The 18122-nt window shown below is 33.0% G+C and carries 20 protein-coding genes; 15 read left to right on the top strand and 5 right to left on the bottom strand.

The window, feature by feature from the left end; all coding sequences use genetic code 11:
• Window positions 1-46 precede the first annotated feature (46 nt).
• Window positions 47-1825: a glycerophosphoryl diester phosphodiesterase membrane domain-containing protein gene (locus CBP76_RS00415; protein WP_102194953.1), complete on the bottom strand. Its 1779-nt coding sequence runs from the start codon at window positions 1823-1825 to the stop codon at window positions 47-49.
• Between the two features lie 95 nt (window positions 1826-1920).
• Here CBP76_RS00415 and CBP76_RS00410 point away from each other — a divergent pair, with 95 nt between their 5' ends.
• The 5 genes from CBP76_RS00410 to CBP76_RS00390 all read left to right on the top strand — a co-directional run bounded on the left by CBP76_RS00410 (window position 1921) and on the right by CBP76_RS00390 (window position 5969).
• Window positions 1921-2250: an ASCH domain-containing protein gene (locus tag CBP76_RS00410; RefSeq protein WP_102194952.1), complete on the top strand. Its 330-nt coding sequence runs from the start codon at window positions 1921-1923 to the stop codon at window positions 2248-2250.
• A 294-nt stretch (window positions 2251-2544) separates the two neighbouring features.
• Window positions 2545-3351 (top strand): TrmB family transcriptional regulator, encoded by an 807-nt coding sequence (locus CBP76_RS00405; protein ID WP_102194951.1) that lies wholly within the window; start codon window positions 2545-2547, stop codon window positions 3349-3351.
• Window positions 3352-3366: 15 nt separating this feature from the next.
• Window positions 3367-4242: a sulfite exporter TauE/SafE family protein gene (locus CBP76_RS00400; protein ID WP_102194950.1), complete on the top strand. Its 876-nt coding sequence runs from the start codon at window positions 3367-3369 to the stop codon at window positions 4240-4242.
• Between the two features lie 2 nt (window positions 4243-4244).
• A complete protein-coding gene (locus CBP76_RS00395) occupies window positions 4245-5213 on the top strand; it encodes an ornithine cyclodeaminase family protein (RefSeq protein ID WP_102194949.1) in 969 nt (322 codons plus the stop codon).
• Between the two features lie 78 nt (window positions 5214-5291).
• Window positions 5292-5969 carry a YjjG family noncanonical pyrimidine nucleotidase gene (locus CBP76_RS00390; protein ID WP_102194948.1) on the top strand — a complete coding sequence of 226 codons (678 nt, stop codon included), beginning with the start codon at window positions 5292-5294 and terminating at the stop codon, window positions 5967-5969.
• A gap of 4 nt (window positions 5970-5973) precedes the next feature.
• Here the strand turns inward: CBP76_RS00390 and CBP76_RS00385 are convergent, their stop codons facing one another.
• Window positions 5974-6261: a hypothetical protein gene (locus tag CBP76_RS00385; RefSeq protein ID WP_102194947.1), complete on the bottom strand. Its 288-nt coding sequence runs from the start codon at window positions 6259-6261 to the stop codon at window positions 5974-5976.
• 69 nt (window positions 6262-6330) lie between these two features.
• Window positions 6331-7476 (bottom strand): ArgE/DapE family deacylase, encoded by a 1146-nt coding sequence (locus CBP76_RS00380; RefSeq protein ID WP_102194946.1) that lies wholly within the window; start codon window positions 7474-7476, stop codon window positions 6331-6333.
• Between the two features lie 327 nt (window positions 7477-7803).
• Here CBP76_RS00380 and CBP76_RS00375 point away from each other — a divergent pair, with 327 nt between their 5' ends.
• The 5 genes from CBP76_RS00375 to CBP76_RS00355 all read left to right on the top strand — a co-directional run bounded on the left by CBP76_RS00375 (window position 7804) and on the right by CBP76_RS00355 (window position 11753).
• Window positions 7804-8439, top strand: a complete 636-nt coding sequence (locus tag CBP76_RS00375) for a pentapeptide repeat-containing protein (protein ID WP_166667132.1) — start codon at window positions 7804-7806, stop codon at window positions 8437-8439.
• Between the two features lie 97 nt (window positions 8440-8536).
• The gene (locus tag CBP76_RS00370) at window positions 8537-8908 is read left to right on the top strand and encodes a cupredoxin domain-containing protein (protein WP_102194944.1); all 372 of its coding nucleotides are present in this window, start codon (window positions 8537-8539) and stop codon (window positions 8906-8908) included.
• A gap of 13 nt (window positions 8909-8921) precedes the next feature.
• The gene (locus CBP76_RS00365) at window positions 8922-9194 is read left to right on the top strand and encodes a cupredoxin domain-containing protein (RefSeq protein WP_102194943.1); all 273 of its coding nucleotides are present in this window, start codon (window positions 8922-8924) and stop codon (window positions 9192-9194) included.
• Window positions 9194-11104 (top strand): copper-translocating P-type ATPase, encoded by a 1911-nt coding sequence (locus CBP76_RS00360; protein ID WP_102194942.1) that lies wholly within the window; start codon window positions 9194-9196, stop codon window positions 11102-11104. The genes CBP76_RS00365 and CBP76_RS00360 overlap by 1 nt, the downstream gene beginning before the upstream one ends.
• Window positions 11105-11180: 76 nt before the next feature.
• Window positions 11181-11753: a hydrophobic protein gene (locus CBP76_RS00355; RefSeq protein ID WP_102194941.1), complete on the top strand. Its 573-nt coding sequence runs from the start codon at window positions 11181-11183 to the stop codon at window positions 11751-11753.
• 30 nt (window positions 11754-11783) lie between these two features.
• On the opposite strand, the gene CBP76_RS00350 is transcribed toward CBP76_RS00355, so the two are convergent.
• Window positions 11784-12287, bottom strand: a complete 504-nt coding sequence (locus CBP76_RS00350; protein WP_102194940.1) for a GtrA family protein — start codon at window positions 12285-12287, stop codon at window positions 11784-11786.
• 173 nt (window positions 12288-12460) lie between these two features.
• Here CBP76_RS00350 and CBP76_RS00345 point away from each other — a divergent pair, with 173 nt between their 5' ends.
• The 5 genes from CBP76_RS00345 (at window position 12461) to CBP76_RS00325 (ending at window position 17754) form a co-directional block, all read left to right on the top strand.
• Window positions 12461-12991, top strand: a complete 531-nt coding sequence (locus CBP76_RS00345; RefSeq protein ID WP_102194939.1) for a PadR family transcriptional regulator — start codon at window positions 12461-12463, stop codon at window positions 12989-12991.
• 74 nt (window positions 12992-13065) lie between these two features.
• Window positions 13066-14430, top strand: coding sequence for an MFS transporter (locus tag CBP76_RS00340; RefSeq protein WP_102194938.1), 1365 nt, complete (start codon window positions 13066-13068; stop codon window positions 14428-14430).
• A 210-nt stretch (window positions 14431-14640) separates the two neighbouring features.
• Window positions 14641-16224 carry a cation:proton antiporter gene (locus CBP76_RS00335; RefSeq protein WP_102194937.1) on the top strand — a complete coding sequence of 528 codons (1584 nt, stop codon included), beginning with the start codon at window positions 14641-14643 and terminating at the stop codon, window positions 16222-16224.
• Between the two features lie 139 nt (window positions 16225-16363).
• On the top strand, window positions 16364-17317 hold the full coding sequence (locus CBP76_RS00330) for a quinone oxidoreductase family protein (RefSeq protein WP_102194936.1): 954 nt from the start codon (window positions 16364-16366) through the stop codon (window positions 17315-17317).
• On the top strand, window positions 17317-17754 hold the full coding sequence (locus CBP76_RS00325; RefSeq protein ID WP_102194935.1) for a MarR family winged helix-turn-helix transcriptional regulator: 438 nt from the start codon (window positions 17317-17319) through the stop codon (window positions 17752-17754). The genes CBP76_RS00330 and CBP76_RS00325 overlap by 1 nt, the downstream gene beginning before the upstream one ends.
• Before the next feature lie 79 nt (window positions 17755-17833).
• Here CBP76_RS00325 and CBP76_RS00320 read toward each other — a convergent pair whose 3' ends face one another.
• Window positions 17834-18121 carry a DUF1905 domain-containing protein gene (locus CBP76_RS00320; protein ID WP_102194934.1) on the bottom strand — a complete coding sequence of 96 codons (288 nt, stop codon included), beginning with the start codon at window positions 18119-18121 and terminating at the stop codon, window positions 17834-17836.
• Between the last annotated feature and the right edge of the window lies 1 nt (window position 18122).

The following is an 18122-nucleotide window of genomic DNA, read 5'->3' as shown; positions in this document are numbered from 1 at the left end:
ATCAACTTTGATTACTAGGTTTCTTTATATTGAAATTTTATATTTTCTAATCAAAAGGATTTTGCATCTGAGTAACATACGCAATCATACGATCAGAATAACTAGATTTTTTAAATAAATGCTTAATTTCACCTTGTAGCATATTTAGGTTATCAGTAATAATACCATCAGATCCAATAAAAATCATTCGATCCATTGATTCATCATCGTTAGGAGTCCAAGCGAAGACCTTTTTATTTTGAAGATGCGCACTGTCAATGAATGACTCATTAAGTGTGGTATATTCCATCGTAAAATCATTGGCATTCGTTATCGGAACACCAAATAAATTAAATGGTAATATGTAACTTGTTTTTGTTTTGGGCAAGAGATCTTTAGTCTCTTCAATATAATTGTAACTTAAAGAATGAACCATCGCTTTATTAGCAATTAGACGTTTGCCATATTTTTTGGCAAAAAGTTTAACGAAATCTTTTTTATTTCCAGATACCTGCTTTAGTTCAACTAATAATTTTTGATTTAAATTAGTTGCTGTTTGTAAATAATCATCAAAGCTAGCAATATGAGTTGTTTTACCATTTTCATGGATTTCAGTATTAGTAAGTTCATCAAGAGTCATTTGACTGGGACGAATATTTTTGCCAGCTAACCCCTTAAGAGTATTATCGTGATAGACTACGAATTGATGATCTTTGGTTTCTTGAACATCCATTTCAATATAATCAGGTTTTTCTTTAGAGGTTGCTCTCAGTGATTGAATAGTATTTTGAACCCCGTTGCCATCATCAACGCCACGGTGAGAAATAGTGAGTGGTGGTTCTAATAGCCAATTATTGAAATAGAGTGAGTCATAACCAACAAAGCTGACGATCACGACTGTTCCTAAAATTCCCCAGAACCATTTATGAGAACGATGGTTTCTATTGGGATAGAAATAATTGGTGGAAGTGTCACTTAAAATGATTAAGACTACCATACTAGAACCGTAAATGCTGGTAGCGTAATTGATGATTTGAATAGCAGTCATGTTGATAACCGCCGTAGTAAAATCAATGTTTTTTAAGAATGATATATGTTCAATACCCGATTGAGCTGCAATTAGTAAACCAGTCGATACGGACATAACAATTGATAATACTGCAACTAAAATTAAAAAAACACCTAAATAATAAAGTGTACGGCCACGAGTTTTGTGCCAACTATGAATAATAGCAGTCTTAATTGATTTATTTTCAAAGATCATTGAAGGAAGGACTAAAATCCAACGTAAACCAATGTAAAAAATTACTACATAAGCAATCATTAGTAAGATACCAACTGGTAAATGATCTTGGAATAACCAGTCCAAAATAAACTGTGGAATTTTTACTTTATTTAAAAGACTAGAAGACATTCCCATACTGCCAAATGGTGTAATAATTAAAAAATAGAGTAAAAAGAATCCGAATGCTTTAAATGGTAATCCAAAAAGATTTTTACTGACACTCTTCAAATAGTCCCACCAGCCAAGATTAGCATGAGATTTGATGGCCTGGAAACTAACCAACATCAATGTGAATTGAGCAAAAACCATTAATAGTAGGATCATTAAAACAATCAATAATCCTAAAACAACCAGTGGCTTCTTAGTTATTAACGAGATAGCGTTGCTATAAGAGACATAACTAACATTCCCTAAACGATTGATACCATTAGCCATAAAGTTAAGAACTGGTATTAAAATAAAATTAACAATCAATTGAATTAAGATAATAATTTGACTGTATTTCCAGAAGTATCGCCAAAAATTACTGTTTTGTCGCCGATATTCGGCAAATATCCCCATGAGTATTCCCCCAATTTGTTTCTACTATATAATACATAATTATAAGATTTATGGGGATATAATTATCGAAAATTAAAAAATGAGGTAAAAATATTATGAATATGCATTTGAATCATGAGCCATTTTTATCAATTAAGTCTGGAATTAAAAAAGTTGAGATAAGGTTAAACGATGAAAAGAGATCCAAACTAAGGGTTGGTGAAAAAATTGAATTTACAGATTTAGAAACTGGTGAAAAAATCACAAAAAGTATTTTAAATCTGGAAAGATTTTCGACATTTAAAAAATTATTTGAAAAGTATTCCGGAACAATTGTTGGTAGTTCTGAAGAAGAATCTGTTGAAGAATTAGATAAGGAGAATCAAAAAATTTATTCTCGAGATCGAGAAATGAAATATGGAGCTTTGGCTATTATTTTGAAATAATAGAAAATATTGAACTGATTTCATATAACGGCGTTATAGAGCAACAAATTATTTTATTCAAAAAAACATCTCAGAAAAGGGATGCTTTTTTCAATTTAATTAGTGAAATTTTTGCGACAATATTCCTAATGCTATTTTATAATTAATTGGTGTATAAACGTTTTTAATTTCTTTAAACCTAATTAAAAAGTAAGTTTGTGAAAATTGATAAAAAAATCACAAATAAGTATAGACAAAATAAAATTTACAAATTATAGTAGTCACAGATGGTAGCTACTATCTTGAGGCGGAAATATGGATCATGAAATTGCATTATTAAATAATTTTGGGATTACTAATAATGAAGCAAAGGTGTATATATCCCTGTTACAGATGGACGCATCAACAGGATATAAGATCAGTAAATCCTCAGGCGTTCCTCGTTCTAAAATTTATAATATTCTTTCATCTCTGGAGGAAAAAGGATTGGTGTTGAGGTCAGCTGATGAGACACCGTTGTACAAATCATTGCCAGTTAGTGAACTTGTTAGCAAATTAAAAAATGATAGCAAAGCAGATATAGATAGTATTCAATCTGCATTATCTGGATTAGGAACAGTAACACAAAGAGAGTCTATTTGGATGATAGATTCATATGCTCAAGTTTTTGAACGAGTACTTTATCAAATAAATAATGCTAAGAAATCATTATATATACAAATATATTCAGAGGATTTAACTCCGGAAATAATCACTTCGTTGGCAGAAGCAGAAAAAAGATTGCACAAGTTTGTTGTTATACTGTTTAGCAACAGTCAGCAATATTCGCTTCCTTTTGAAAGATATTATAAACATTTTTTTGAAACGGATAAGACCTTAGATTATGGCGGTAAATGGGTGAATGTTGTAAGTGATGGAGAGGAGGTCACTTATGGCAAATTACCACAAAAGTCGAAGAATACTGGAGTAATTACTACAAAGAATAGTTCGATGGTATTTTTGGCTCAAGAATATGTATTACATGATGCCTATAATTTAAGATCTCTTTCAGCCTTAAAGCCGGAAGCACAAAAAATATTTGGAAGTGATTTGGAAGGAGTTAGGGATATATATTTTGATTAGAAATGGAGAATAATTATGCTTATAACCTTATTAAGCGCCATTGTAATCGTGAATTTTATTTATATCTTTATGCTCGCTAGAAATCTTTGGAAACACAAAGATGAAGTTATGAAGGAACCAGCTAGTAATATTTGGACGCCTTTATCACAGATTGTAATTTATTTTTTATCAACTTTTGGTATTTCGGACTTTGCCATTTCAACGGCAATTTATCCTAAAGCCAAATGGGTCTCAATGAAAAAATTACCAGGTACTTTAAATACACAATGTGTTATACCGGTATTTGTCATGTCATTGGCATATATAACAAACATTTCAGTTGGTATCAAAACATTATTAGTTTGTATAATTTGCCAAGTAATTGGTGCATATTTGGGACCTCGCTTTGTGGTTAAGTTATCTGAAAGAGTTATTCGTAATTTTGTAATTGTGGGTTTATTGGTCGCAACTGCCTTGATTTTAGGAGGCAAACTTGGAATTATTCCATCTAATGGAACGGCTACGGAACTATATGGTTGGAAGTTAGTTCTTACAGGAATATTAATGTTCGTCTATGGAGCCTTGAATAACATTGGGATTGGATCATACGCATTAACAATGGCTACTGTTTATGCGATGGGACTAAATCCAGTAGCTGCTTTTCCAATTATGATGGGTGGTTGTACTTTCTCAGTTTCGATTGGAAGTATGCAATTTATTAAACTAAATGATTATTCAAGAAAGATTACGATGTTTTCCGTATTTGGAATTATTGGCGTTTTGATAGCGGTCTTCTTGGTTAAGAGTTTAAATACAGCTGTTATCCAGTGGGTAGTTATTGTGGTTCTACTTTATTCAGCAGTATCACTTTATTTAGGTAATAGAAAAGAAGAATCGGTCAAGGAGGTATAATCATGATCTATCTTTCAAAAGAAGACATAAAAAAAGTTTTTTCAATGCGTGAGGCAATTGATGCTGATAAAGAGGCGTTAGGATTATATTCACAGGGTAAGACTAATATTCCTTTGAGAACTAATATCGATATTCCTGAATATAATGGTCAAAGTTTATATATGCCAGGGTATGTTGGTGGGGAACAACCAGCTTTGGGTATGAAAATTGTTTCAGTTTATCCAGATAATATTAATAAAAAATTACCAAGTGTTCCTGCAACAATGGTTGTTTTGGACCCAGAAACGGGTATTGTTAATGCAATTTTGGATGGAACTTACCTAACTCAATTGAGAACTGGTGCGGTTCAAGGTTTGGCTACGGAGTTGCTTTCTAATAAGGATTCGAAAACAGCCCTATTGATTGGAACTGGTGGACAAGGAATGTCGCAATTAGAGGCAATGTTGACGGTTCGTAGTTTGGAGAAAGTATATATCTTTGATTTGGATAAAACTAGGTCGGAGGAATTCTGTAATCAAGCTGCTGAAAATTTTGGAGAAATTTTCAATACGAAATTTGAAAGTATCGCCGATGTGAATGATGTTTTACCGATTGTTGATATTATCACGTCAGTAACTACCTCTAGAAGAGCAACATTTGATGGTTCTTTAGTTAAGGATGGTGTACATATCAATGGAGTTGGAGCTTATACGCCGGAGATGTGTGAAATTCCAGAAACAGCTTTGAAACGGGCTTCAAATATTTACTTTGATACGATGAATGGAGTACTTGCTGAAGCAGGCGATATTATTCAGCCTCTTGATAAAGGGATAATTAGCAAAAATGATATCAGCGGCGAATTGGGTCAACTGATCAATGGCAATATTCAAGGAAGAACTAGTGAATCAGATATTACTGTTTTCAAAACGGTTGGAACAGCAGCTTTGGATGCAATAGTTGCTGATAGAATAGTTAGGTTGGTTAATAAATAATACGAAGTACCTCTCCTTAAAACTAGGAGGGGTGTTTTTGTATTATTATTAAAGTAAATTTATTAAGGAGCAATTCAAATGAATTATCCAATTTTATTTTTTGACCTCGATGAAACGCTATTTGATACAAAGAAAAATTCCAAAGAAGCATTACGAAAAATAACGGTAATACCTGGATTTCCTTTTACCGATGAACAAGTAATGTATTGGAACCGATTAAGTGATAAATTATGGGAACAATTTTCAGATGAAAAAATAACCCGTACCGAACTTTTAAATACACGATTCGAAAAATTTTTCGATCATTATGGTGTAAAAGTTGATGGGGTTATTTGTGAACAAGAATTTGAAAAACATTTAGTTAACGAAGGCAACTTATTGCCACATGCTAAAGAATTACTAATGAAATTGAGTAGTAGGCGAGTATTTGCAGTAACAAACGGTTCCAAATATAAACAACTGCCACAACTAAATAAAGCAGGATTAACACCGTATTTTGAGGGTTTATTGATGGCAGAAGATATTGGATATAGGAAACCGGACCCTAAATTTTTTCAAACTATTATGCAGAAAATTGGGATTGATTCTAAGGATAAGATATTAATGATTGGAGATTCATTGACCGCAGACATAAAAGGAGCCAGACAATTTGGAATCGATAGTGTTTGGTATAATCCCCAGAAATTATCTAATACAACAAATATTAAACCTTCATATGAAATAGAAGATTTAATATCCGTTTTAGAAATAATCTGATAAACTAAGCCATTATTTCAGTTATCAGATGTTCCTTTAAATAATCAAACTCACCAAATCCACTGTACAGAAATACGAAGTGTGAATCCCTATAATCAAATTTAATACGATTCCAACTATAATAAGTGTCTTCTGAAACTTTAGTTATTTGATCAACAAAGATATCTATCTGACCTGATTGTTTCATTCCTTTTAATGGTTTAATTGACAATAAATTGCCTGAGAAGGAGAAATTAGAGTAACCGTAAGATACTGATGAATTGTTTTGAATGACTTCAATATATGCAAACATTTTATTCACTAACCTTTCTTAACTTACGGTCATGATAATTCATCGAACGGGTTTTATGGCAAGTAAAATTTACTTCAGAAAATCAATAAATAACTTTTGGTACATTTCAATGAAGTTAAAATACATCTGTTTATCCAGACTTTCATTAACTTGGTGAGGAGTATCATTACCAGGACCAGCAATAATAAATGGAAAATCACTAGGCTTTTCTTGTACCAAATTAGAAGCATCAGTTACAGCAGAAATTGGCATAATGTTGATATCATCACTGGCATATTCTTCCATTAATTTTTTCATTGGTTGAACCAGGCTATTCTTAGGGTCCATCAAAACAGGTCCTTCATTCATGTAAATATCAGTACTGATCTGAGCGCCTTGGTTGTTGTACTTTTCGATCAAGTTGTGGAGTACGGCAATAACTTTCTGATTGTCATATTCGGGGATCGTGCGAACGTTTGCCTCGGCTTGTGCATAATCGGGGATTGAGTTGACCTGTGTTCCGCCCTTGATAAGAGTGGTATTAAAAATTAGTGGTCCCATAGAATCCTTTTTTATGTTCTCATCGCGGAAAATGTCATTAGCTTCAATTAATAAATTCATCAAAGCGTCAATGGCGTTGAACCCATCTTCAGGCATGGAACTGTGACTAGCTTTGCCTTTAGAAATGAATTTAATATCCATTGAACCCTTTTCACCATAACCGATATTATAACCAGAAGGTTCGGCTATAACTAGACCGTCGACATCTTTCATAGAGCCATCTTTGAGAAAATAGCTAGATCCTTCCTCACCAACTTCTTCACCCATAGTAGCCATTAAACGAATAGTACCTTTCTTGGGTAAACCTTGGTTATGTAATTCAATTAAAGTGATAATTAAGGCCGCTAATCCTGATTTCATATCAGTGATTCCTCGACCAAATAATTTTTCGTCCTTCTCAGTCATTTCAAAAGGATCACTGTTCCAATCATTCAAGTTACCTGGATCAACAACGTCCATATGTCCAGATACTCCTAATATTGGTTTGCCCTGTCCAATTTCAGCAGTCAGGTTAGCTCTGTTTCCACGAATAGGTTTTATTTCAGCTTCGATTCCATATTTAGCTAATAAATCTTTTAAGTAATTAGCAACGTCCTTTTCGTTGTCATTAACAGATTTAATTGCTATTAAATCCCTTAGAATATCTAAAGCTTGAGATTCACTAATTTTTTTCATCTAAAACCCTCCAATATTATTATTCTCAATAACCATAACATTTATTTGAAAATATTGGCTATTTAGGATACTTGTTTTTATAGAGTATATTGGATAGAAGATTTTTTCGAAAAAAACCCTAATTTAGAAGGTTTTTCAAAAAAATAAATTAATTTTATATTAGAATTCTTAATTAAATCTGCTTTATATACAAACTCTAAGGTGTTTTTCGAAAAAACATTCATATCAAAGGAGAAAGAGTGTCTCAAAATAGATATATTTTTTTAATTTTTTAAATTACTTTTTCTGTTACTATTTATCTAGTTAATTATGAAGGGAACTTGGTCAATGGAACATCCAAAACTTGATGAGAACTATTTAAATCTAGGATCTTTTTTTGATATTTATAATGAAGAAGATTTTTTACTAAGAAATATGAAAATTCAAAATGAATTAATTGAAACACAAATTATACAGCATCCGATTGTTGAACAAACAATTTTGGATCATGTTACTTTTAGTGATTGTGAATTTGAAAAAGCTGATATATCTGACGTTATTTTCAAAAATTGTGATCTATCTAATTGTAGGTTTCCAGAGTCTAGTATTTTTCAAGTAGAGTTTCAAAACTGTAAAATGATTGGGACCAGTTTTGAAGGTTCGTATTGCCACAATGTAGTATTCAATGGTTGTCTAATGGATCTCAGCAATTTGGATAAAATGAATTTAAAGGTTATGCAGCTAAATGATTGTAGTTTAAAGGATGCTAGTTTTAGTGAAAACAAACTAAATAAAGTTAGTTTTAAAAATTGTGATCTTAACGAAATGACGATTTGGAATACTAAATTAAAAGGAATTGATTTTAGCAATAGTCAATTCGAAACAATTGAAATAGATCAGGATTCTACTAAGGGTCTAAAAGTGAATACTGAACAAGCAGCTTATTTAGCAAGTTATTTCTTAGATATTAGGGTATCGTATTAAAACGATATTTTTTTATCTGTCCAGTTGACAAATGTAAACTTTAAAGATAAGATACTTACTGAAGATTACAAATGTAAACTTAAAGGAGCGCGAAAGTATGACAAAAATCTTAGTTTTGATTATCGGTATAGCAGCAATTGGATTTATTCTTTGGTGGTTCTTCGGCAATCATCACGTAGCATCAGCTACGGCTAATGTGTCTAACGGTGATCAAAAAGTTGATATTGAAGTTAACGGTGGATATTCACCAGAAGTAGTTACCTTAAAAAAAGGAATCCCAGCAACAATTAATTTTACTAGGAAAGATGCCTCAAGCTGTTTGGATCGAGTTGTTTTCTCTGATTTTGGTATTAATAAGGAATTGCCACAAAATGAACAGCAATCAATTCAGATAGATACAAGTGAAGCTGGTGAATATCAATGGGCATGTGGTATGGATATGTTTCACGGAAAGTTAATTATTAAATAGGAGAGATAAAATTATGGTTGAGAAGGAACAAGTAGTAAATGTTGAGGTTGCAGGTGGATATAGTCCTCAAGAAATCAATTTAAAAAAAGGTATTCCAGCAGAAATAACTTTTATGAGAACTAGTGATCAGGGATGTTTGGACATTGTCCATTCTGAAAGATTAGGATTTAATGAACAACTACCACTTAATGAATCAAGGACTGTTAAGATTGATACCACTAATTCAGGTGAATTTACTTTTAGTTGTGGTATGGATATGTTCAGGGGAAAGGTAGTGATCTCATAATGACTATTACAAAACGTTTTTGGACAGCATTGATCTTTTCATTTCCAATGTTGATAGGAATGATCCTTATGCCATTTGGAATTATGCTACCAGGTGGCGAATGGACTCAGTTTGTGCTGACGACAATTGTTATGGCTGTGGCTGCTCGTCCATTCTTGCAAAGCGCCTGGGCATCATTTAAAAAACATCATTCTAATATGGATACACTAGTTGCAATTGGAACAATTACAGCTTATGTATATAGTATCTATGCAATGTTTACTAGACAGGCAGTTTTCTTTGAGAGTGCTGCCTTTGTAATAACATTTGTATTGTTGGGGCAAGTTTTTGAAGAGAGAATGCGAAATAATGCTTCTAATGCTATTGAAAAGTTGGTAGATTTGCAGGCCAAAGAAGCAGAAGTAATGCGTGATGGCAAACTAGTTAAAGTACCATTATCTGATATTGTAGTTGGAGATATTATTAGAGTAAAACCGGGGCAAAAGATCGCCGTAGATGGCGTTATTACTGAAGGTAATTCGACGGTTGATGAGTCGATGGTTACCGGTGAGAGTATGCCAGTAGTTAAAAAGTCCGGTGATAAAGTTATTGGGTCAACAATAAATAGCAATGGAACATTCATGTTTAAGGCCGAAAAGGTTGGCGGCGATACAATGCTTTCACAAATTGTTGAATTAGTTAAGAAGGCTCAAAATAGTCATGCACCTATCCAAAACCTAACGGATAAGGTTTCTGAAATATTTGTACCAGTAGTTTTGATTCTTTCCATTTTGACGTTCTTAGTTTGGTATGTCTTTCTTGGAGCAACTCTGGCTAATGCTTTAATTTTTGCAGTTTCAGTCGTTGTGATTGCTTGTCCATGTGCATTAGGGTTGGCAACACCAACTGCTTTGATGGTCGGAACGGGACGCGGAGCAAAAATGGATATTTTGATCAAAAATGGTGAAGTATTGGAAGAGGTCAGTGACATTAAGACAGTCGTTTTTGACAAAACAGGTACTATCACAAATGGTAAACCAGAAGTTACAGATATTGTCGGCAACGAACAGGTATTAACAATTGCTGCAACTTTAGAGGAGTCATCAGAGCATCCGCTTGCCACGGCTATTTTGAACCAAGCCAAGAAACAGAATATTAGCAGTTTAGCTTTTAATAATTTTAAGGCAATTGAAGGTAAGGGCGTTGAGGCAACTATTAATGGTCAAAAGGCTTTTGTCGGTAATGATAAATTATTAAATGATGTTCATATTAATAAAGAATTAAAAACGGAAATGATTAGATTGCAAAATGAAGCTAAAACGGTCGTTTTTGTTGGTTCTGGAAATAAAATTTTAGGATTGATTGCTATTCAAGATGCTCCTAAATCGACATCTAAAGAAGCAATTTCCGCCTTGAAAAAACGTGGTTTGAGGACCGTTATGTTAACTGGAGATAATAACAGAGTTGCTCAGGCCATTGCACAAGAGGTCGGGATTGATGATGTCATTGCCGATGTTTTACCAGGAGATAAAGCCGATCATGTTAAAGATTTGCAAAAGAACGGCAAGGTTGCTTTTGTTGGAGACGGAATTAATGATGCTCCTGCTTTGACAATGGCAGATGTTGGTATTGCAATGGGTTCTGGTACAGATATTGCAATTGAATCAGGTGGCATCGTTTTGATGAAAAATGATTTACGAGATGTTGTTAAAGCCTTGGAGTTAAGTCGTAAGACCTTCAATCGGATTAAACTTAATTTATTTTGGGCCTTCATTTACAATGTCTTAGGTATTCCGGTTGCTGCAGGATTGTTTTTTGCAATAGGTTTAACGCTAAGTCCCGAATTGGCAGGTTTAGCTATGGCATTTAGTTCACTATCAGTTGTTACTAGTTCAGTACTATTAAATAAGTCCAAAATATCAGTAGCTTAGTTTATGATGTTGAAAAATAAATTTTAATAGGGTAATATTAGGCAATCTTTTTAATAAAATTTAAGGGTGGATCAGATTGTCAGGACTATTAATACTTATTTTAGGGATTTTTATATTTACACGTGGTTTGTTACGATTTAAAAAAGTAACTAGATTAGAGTTTTTCTTGATACCACTTTATAGTTTGGTATTAGCATTCTTTTCAATATATGAATCAATGCCTAAATTAGTTGATTTGATTGCAACGATTATTGTCGGAATATTTGCGGCAATTATTCAGTCGATGGGTGCACAAATTAAAAGGACTGAACAAAGGGATAAGTATCAACGTCCCATAGTAATGTTAAAAAAAGGTTGGTCATATTTATTTGGGTGGATAATTATTTTTACCTATGGAATAAGTTATGCTTTAATAAACGGTGAAAAGGTAGACGTTCTTGAGGAAATTGGAACAGAAATTATGAAAGATTTGTTTACCTTTGAAAATTTTGCTACTGTATCTAGTTGGAATATTTATTTGTTATCAGGAATTGCCAGTTTATGCTATCTATTGATTTTAAAAATGAAAGAACCATTACTTTTAAGTGCAATAGCTAAAAGAAATAAAGATAAAAAAACTTCAATCGAGAATGGAAGAAAACATAATTAAGTTTTCATCCTATTCGATTGAAGTTTTTATTTAGCGCTTATTTTTAAAGATAAAGAATTTAGATAAAATATAATTACCAATAATGGCTAATAGTTGGCCAACAACTTTGGCACCTGTGCCACCCATTCCTATGATTGATATTCCAACCCAAAGGGTTGCTGATTCAATTAGGTAAGTTAAAACTCTTGTTCCATAAAAAGCCAACATTTCTCTGATAGCAGTTGCTGATTTATGATGGAAAACGATGATTCTATCAACCCAGAAAGCAGTTTGAACTGCAAAGAACCAGGCAATAATATTAGCTAATTGATAATTTAGATGGATAGTGTGATACAGCAAGAAGAAAAGACTGAAATTGACGATGACGGAGAGTAATCCCCAAAGTAAGTAACGAACAGCTTCTTTACCATTGCTATATTTAGGCAATTCTTCCTCAGTTTGATAAGTTGGAGCGGCATCGTTAATACCCTCAGCTACATCATCAATGATTTTGGTGATTGGGCCTTCTTCATTTAGATCTGTTTTTTTATTCATAATTTATATCTCCCCAAATAGTTCCTCTAATTTCATATTAAACCGCTTTGCTGTCCTGAAAACAATAGGCGACGCTTTCAATTCAAGTATTAACAAAAAAATGTTGACTTATAAAATTGTTGGATGTATCTTTAAGATATATCGTTTAATGAAAATACTTGGAGACAAAATTAATGAATGAATTGTTTATCTTAGGTGAGTTAATGGAATCACCACAAAATGGATATCATTTGCGTAGTTCCTTACAAGTTTCATTAGGTAGAAATAGAAAGATAAGTTTTGGAGTTTTGTACCCCTTATTAGATAAACTAGAAAAAAATGGGCTAATAAAATTAAAGGTACTTGATAAAGGTCGAACACAAAAGATAGCTACGATTACCGATAAAGGTCGTCAGAGATTTTTTGATTTGATGAAAGAAGATGTTCCGGTTGGAGCTCGCAGTCAGGACATTTATCTTATCAAACTTGATGCCATGCAGCATTTATCCCTAATGGAACAAAAAGATTTATTGATGAATTTTATTAGAGAACAGCAAAAAACAATCGATGAAGAACGTCTTTTGATTGAAAAGTTTTCTATTGATATGAAGAAGGATCATTGGTATGCCGAAAAGAAACAAGAACTAAAGTTAGCGGAGGCCAAAGTGGCAATTGACTGGGCTAATAAATTTTTAAATGATTTACCTTATGATGAGACTAATTAAGAGATTGGGGGGCGACTCCTTATTTTTTAACATAAAAACCATGTATCTAAAAGATATATAAGAGGAGATAATATATGTCAAAAGAAATAAAACTTGCTTTGCTTATGGCTACAAGCCTTTTTATGGAGATGCTCGATAGTACTATTGTTACAACAGCATTACCACAAATGTCGAAATATTTTCATACAACAACTTCACAGATATCTTTACTTGTTAGTTCATATATTGTTACAACAGCTATTTTTATTCCCATGAGTGGATGGTTAGCACATAGATTTGGTAATAGGAAAATATGGTTGACTGCAATTTTACTATTTACTTTAAGTTCTTTAGGAAGTGCAATATCACCTAATTTTGTAACATTAATATCTATGAGAATAATTCAAGGATTTGCAGGTGCACTAATGACACCTACAGCAAGATTAATAGTTTTAGAAAAAACGCAAACAAATATGCTTTTGAAAATGACAGGGTATTTTGTTTGGCCAGCATTAATAGCTCCAGCTATTGCTCCTATTATAGGTGGGATGATAGTTACCTATTCTAGTTGGCATTGGATTTTTCTTATTAATCTTCCAATTGGATTTGTTGCGTTTGTACTAGGGTTGAAGATGATTAATAGAGATGCTGAAATTGAAGAAAATCGTTTTGACTGGATTGGTTTCTTTGAAATAGCTTTAGCATCTAGTTTGATTGTTATTGGCGCTGATTTTGTTACTAATCCTGGTACAATAATTAAAATGTTAGGTTTAGGAATGATCTTAATAGGAGGATATTTGACTTATGCAACATGTCAACACCTTTTAAAAACTTCAATGCCATTATTTTCCTTGAAAGCATTGAAAATTAAATCATTTAGAATTAGTCAGACTAGTGGTTCCATTTTATGGTTATCAGTGAGTGCTTTGCCATATTTATTGACGATGTATTTGCAAAATATTTTTCATTGGTCAGCGGTTGTTGCTGGTAGTTATGTTATTTTTATCTTTTTAGGAAATATTGCTATTAAACCGTTTACTACAGTGATAATTAAAACATTTACATATAAGGGTGCGTTATTACTATCTTTTATTACTGTATTTTTAAGTTCAATAGCTTTCTTTTTTATTGATGTAAACACTGTAAAGATTATTATTATGCTATTAGCCTTCGTAGCAGGAGTTGGCAGATCTTTAGGCCTGACTGCATTCAATGGGTTAATTTTATCTGAAATTGATTCAAAAGATAGAAATAGTGCTAATACTTTGAATTCCGTAACTAGTTCTTTAGTGCAAGGTTTGGGAATATCGATTGTCTCTTTATTTATTAGCTTGATGTCTAGCTTTGTTTCTGTTGGAGATGCTTATAGTTTGAGCTTTGTTCTTTTGGGGTTATTGATGATGTATCCTATAATAGAAGTTTCAAGAGTTTCTAAAAAAATAGGTAGTCAAACAATCTAATTCTTAGAATACTATATATGGTATTTGAAACCCACGAATATACAATATGTTCCATGTGAAACATATTCCATCTAAAATAATTAGCTTTAAGCAGAGAATGTCATGTTTGGCATTCTTTTTTTAATCAAAATAGTATTTTTTTGATTAAACTTCCCATATGATATAGGTAATTTGATATGTTCCAAATAAATATTATTGTGAGGGTTAATTATGGGGTTGATGATTTCAACTTTTATTCTGATTTTATCCGCGATTATTAGTATTTTCTTAGCACAAGTTTTTTCTAAAATCTCGGTTAGTTATATAAGCATGATTATTGGTGGAATTGTTTCTTTGATTCCGGTGTTAGGCAGTCATGTTGAGAATTTTAATTCGGAGATTTTTATTGGTCTAATTGTTGCACCACTGTTGTTTTTTGAGGGGCAAGAAACGCGATTGAATTCGGTTGGTAAAGAGTTAAAACATATTATCCAAACGGCCGTTTTCTTAGTAATTTTTTGTATGATACTAGCCGGTTTTGGAGTATGGGCAATTGCTGGAATTAGTCTACCACTGGCATTCATTTTGGCGGCCATTAGCACACCTACTGATGCCACTGCTATGGAATCGGTAACTAATGGTTTGAAGACTCCTAAAGCTGAAAGTACTTTTTTAAAAATGGAGTCGCTATTTAATGACGCATCAGGGATTATTTTATTAAATATGGCTACTTTATGGTATGTAAATGGTCATATCAATTATAGTGAGACAATTGTTGATTTTCTTGTATCGGCAGTAGGTGGAGCTTTGTTTGGTTTTGCTGCTGCTTGGGTGATGGTGTTATTTAGACAAATTTTATTGCGCACGTCATATAATTCTCTGAATGCCCAAATTTTGTTATATATTGTAACCCCTTTAATACTTTATTATTCAGCTGAATTGATTCATGTTTCTGGAATTATCGCAGTAGTTTGTGCAGGATTAGTACATAATGCCGAAGCTCAACGTAGTAGATTTATCAATGCACCACAAGTTCATTTGAGCAAAGATTTGATTTCAATGATTGCTGAAATTTTTAATAGCACGGTTTTTGTTATTCTAGGATTTATGTTTGTAAAAATAATTTCAAGTGAACATATTTCATTGAACTCATTAACTTGGTTGGTTATTGGAATTGTGTTATATGTTATCAATACTTTGACCAGATATATCTATGGCAGAATCCGATTGAATTTCAATAATAAATCGGCTTGGATATTTTCATTAGGTGGTGTACACGGGGCAGTGACTTTGGCTTTGGCATATACTTTGGCGGAATTTCACCTAAAGACGGCTGATTTCAATTTGATTCTAATGTCTGAAAGTACCTTGATTATTTTAAGTTTGATAGTTCCAACAATAATTTTTAGATTTATTCTGAAGAAGGATGTTACTAGTGATGAAATAGAAAATGAAGTTGTTGAAATAAGAGTTAATATGGTTCATCAAGCAATTGATACTGTTAATAAGATGTATTTACCAGATAATGTCAAAAAATCAGTTATTTTTGATTTGATGGCTCAAAAACAAAGAACTAGAACTAAGGATTTTGTAAGAGCATGGGTTGAGGTTGTTAAGCATCCGGAGTTTACGGGAGCTGAGAAGGAATTGGAGATGCGTGCGTTTATGAATGCCTTAGCACAGGAACGTCAATATTTAGATATGATTTCTCAAAGTGAGGTTAAATATCAGGATTATGTTTTTGATCTTTACAATGAGATCTTGATGGCGGAGTCGCTTATTATTGGTCCGACTGTTTCAGAAGAGGATGAGTAGATACGAATGGATTGAAGGATTTCAAAAGGTAACCCAAAATGGGTTATCTTTTTTATTTGCATAATGCACATAGTTGTGTTAATTTATTTGTATGCAAAACGCACATAAATTTAAAAATAATATAAAAGAGGTATTACAAATGAAAGCTGCTGTCGTTACAGAAAAAGGAACTCAACCAATTTTTTCAACATTCAAAGAACCAACTGTTACAGGCGATAACGTAAAAATTGAGGTTAAAACATCTGCATTAAGTAACTTAACTAAGATGCGAGCAATGGGACAGCATTATTCTTCAGGACAAGATTTTCCAATTGTTGCTGGGACTGATGGTGTAGGTTTATTAGATGGAAAGCGAGTTTATTTTGCGGCTCCAAGTGCTCCTTTTGGATCATTGGCAGAACAAGTTTTAGTCAATAAAAATTTAATTATTCCATTGCCAGATGAAATTGACGATGTTACTGCCGCAGCAATTGCTAATCCGGGAATGTCTTCATGGGTTGCTTTAGTGAGTCGAGCACATTTTGTGGCTGGACAAACAGTACTAATCAATGGGGCGACTGGTAGTGCAGGGAGCTTGGCTGTTAAGATTGCTTACCACTTAGGTGCTAAAAAAGTTATTGTTACAGGACGGAACGCAGAGAAGCTAAACAAATTAGGAGCCGACTGTGCCATTTCATTTGATATGACAAAATCTGATGGGTCAGAACAATTCACATCTGATTTAAACTCAATTATTAATGATGGTGTAGATGTAGTTTTAGATTATCTTTGGGGTGATAGTGCTTTAGCAATCATGACGGCAGTGGCAAAGTTCGGTGATCATACAAAAACACGTTTTGTTAGCATTGGTGCCTCAAGCGGACAAAAGGATATTAATTTACCATCGGCAATTTTACGTTCTTCTTCAATTGAAATTTTGGGGAGCGGTTTGAAGAGTGCCACCATGAAGGAAGTAATTTCAGCCATTAGTGGAGTCTTTGCTTGGGCAGCCCAAGAACAAGTTACTATTCCGACTAAAACTTTTAAATTAGAAGATATTAAAGCGGCTTGGAATGCTCCATTGACACCACGAGTAGTAGTGGAGGTTGATTAATGTCGAACGAAGAGCTAATTAAGTCTTTAGTTACGATTGTGACTTTCTTTAATCGGACGGACCGTGATAAAATTTTTGTGAAAAAAGCTGGAATTAATTTAGAGGCAACATCATTTCAGCTATTTGTAACGATTGGTCGGATGCAACCAACCAATGTTAGCGATTTGGCAAATGTACTGGGAAAGAGTCATTCTAGTACTAGTCGTCAAATTGATAAGTTAGAAAAATTAGGCTATATAAAAACTAAGAATGATGAAATTGATGCACGGATTCGTTCTATCAGTCTGTCAGAACATGGTAAACAGGTAACAGAAATAATAAACAAAACTCGACTTGATAATATAGAAAGAGCATTAAGTACTTGGTCAGAAGAAGATAAAAAAAATCTCTTTAATAGTCTTGATCATTTGGCGGATACATTGAAGAATATCGAATAAAAAGAACGAAAAAGGGGCCTAACTTTGTTTTATTTAAAACAAAGTTAGGCCCCTTTTTCGTCAGGTTCAATACCAAAATTCAAACTTCCTTGACGGTAACAAAAACAGTATCACCAATATCTTTATTAAGTTCTTTTCTGATTGCCTTTAAAATTCCAATAATGTAACAAATACTGCCGTCATCATGTTTAACACCCATGTTTACTATCGAACCATCATAATCAATTCCATCAAAGGTGGCATGAACTTTCACGCGTCCCTTACCAAATTCTTGCCGGATATCATAAGGAAATTCAACAAAAGCGCCATCTTTGCCAATTTGAGATGCTTGAATAACAGTTTGAAATTCATATATTTTGTCGACCATA

The organism is Companilactobacillus nuruki, from assembly GCF_002872255.1.
Lineage (GTDB): Bacteria > Bacillota > Bacilli > Lactobacillales > Lactobacillaceae > Companilactobacillus > Companilactobacillus nuruki.
Note: the sequence above shows the minus strand (reverse complement) of the source record. Positions and strands in the feature narration are given on the sequence as shown.

Bases quoted from the DNA above. Each gene is read 5' to 3' on its own strand.
- CBP76_RS00360 (WP_102194942.1), top strand. From the start codon at position 9,194: ATGACTATTACAAAACGTTTTTGGACAGCATTGATCTTTTCATTTCCA.
- CBP76_RS00385 (WP_102194947.1), bottom strand. From the start codon at position 6,261: ATGTTTGCATATATTGAAGTCATTCAAAACAATTCATCAGTATCTTAC.
- CBP76_RS00410 (WP_102194952.1), top strand. From the start codon at position 1,921: ATGAATATGCATTTGAATCATGAGCCATTTTTATCAATTAAGTCTGGA.
- CBP76_RS00405 (WP_102194951.1), top strand. From the start codon at position 2,545: ATGGATCATGAAATTGCATTATTAAATAATTTTGGGATTACTAATAAT.
- CBP76_RS00325 (WP_102194935.1), top strand. From the start codon at position 17,317: ATGTCGAACGAAGAGCTAATTAAGTCTTTAGTTACGATTGTGACTTTC.
- CBP76_RS00365 (WP_102194943.1), top strand. From the start codon at position 8,922: ATGGTTGAGAAGGAACAAGTAGTAAATGTTGAGGTTGCAGGTGGATAT.
- CBP76_RS00395 (WP_102194949.1), top strand. From the start codon at position 4,245: ATGATCTATCTTTCAAAAGAAGACATAAAAAAAGTTTTTTCAATGCGT.
- CBP76_RS00390 (WP_102194948.1), top strand. From the start codon at position 5,292: ATGAATTATCCAATTTTATTTTTTGACCTCGATGAAACGCTATTTGAT.
- CBP76_RS00345 (WP_102194939.1), top strand. From the start codon at position 12,461: ATGAATGAATTGTTTATCTTAGGTGAGTTAATGGAATCACCACAAAAT.
- CBP76_RS00320 (WP_102194934.1), bottom strand. From the start codon at position 18,121: ATGGTCGACAAAATATATGAATTTCAAACTGTTATTCAAGCATCTCAA.
- CBP76_RS00350 (WP_102194940.1), bottom strand. From the start codon at position 12,287: ATGAATAAAAAAACAGATCTAAATGAAGAAGGCCCAATCACCAAAATC.
- CBP76_RS00375 (WP_166667132.1), top strand. From the start codon at position 7,804: ATGGAACATCCAAAACTTGATGAGAACTATTTAAATCTAGGATCTTTT.
- CBP76_RS00330 (WP_102194936.1), top strand. From the start codon at position 16,364: ATGAAAGCTGCTGTCGTTACAGAAAAAGGAACTCAACCAATTTTTTCA.
- CBP76_RS00370 (WP_102194944.1), top strand. From the start codon at position 8,537: ATGACAAAAATCTTAGTTTTGATTATCGGTATAGCAGCAATTGGATTT.
- CBP76_RS00340 (WP_102194938.1), top strand. From the start codon at position 13,066: ATGTCAAAAGAAATAAAACTTGCTTTGCTTATGGCTACAAGCCTTTTT.
- CBP76_RS00400 (WP_102194950.1), top strand. From the start codon at position 3,367: ATGCTTATAACCTTATTAAGCGCCATTGTAATCGTGAATTTTATTTAT.
- CBP76_RS00415 (WP_102194953.1), bottom strand. From the start codon at position 1,825: ATGGGGATATTTGCCGAATATCGGCGACAAAACAGTAATTTTTGGCGA.
- CBP76_RS00335 (WP_102194937.1), top strand. From the start codon at position 14,641: ATGGGGTTGATGATTTCAACTTTTATTCTGATTTTATCCGCGATTATT.
- CBP76_RS00380 (WP_102194946.1), bottom strand. From the start codon at position 7,476: ATGAAAAAAATTAGTGAATCTCAAGCTTTAGATATTCTAAGGGATTTA.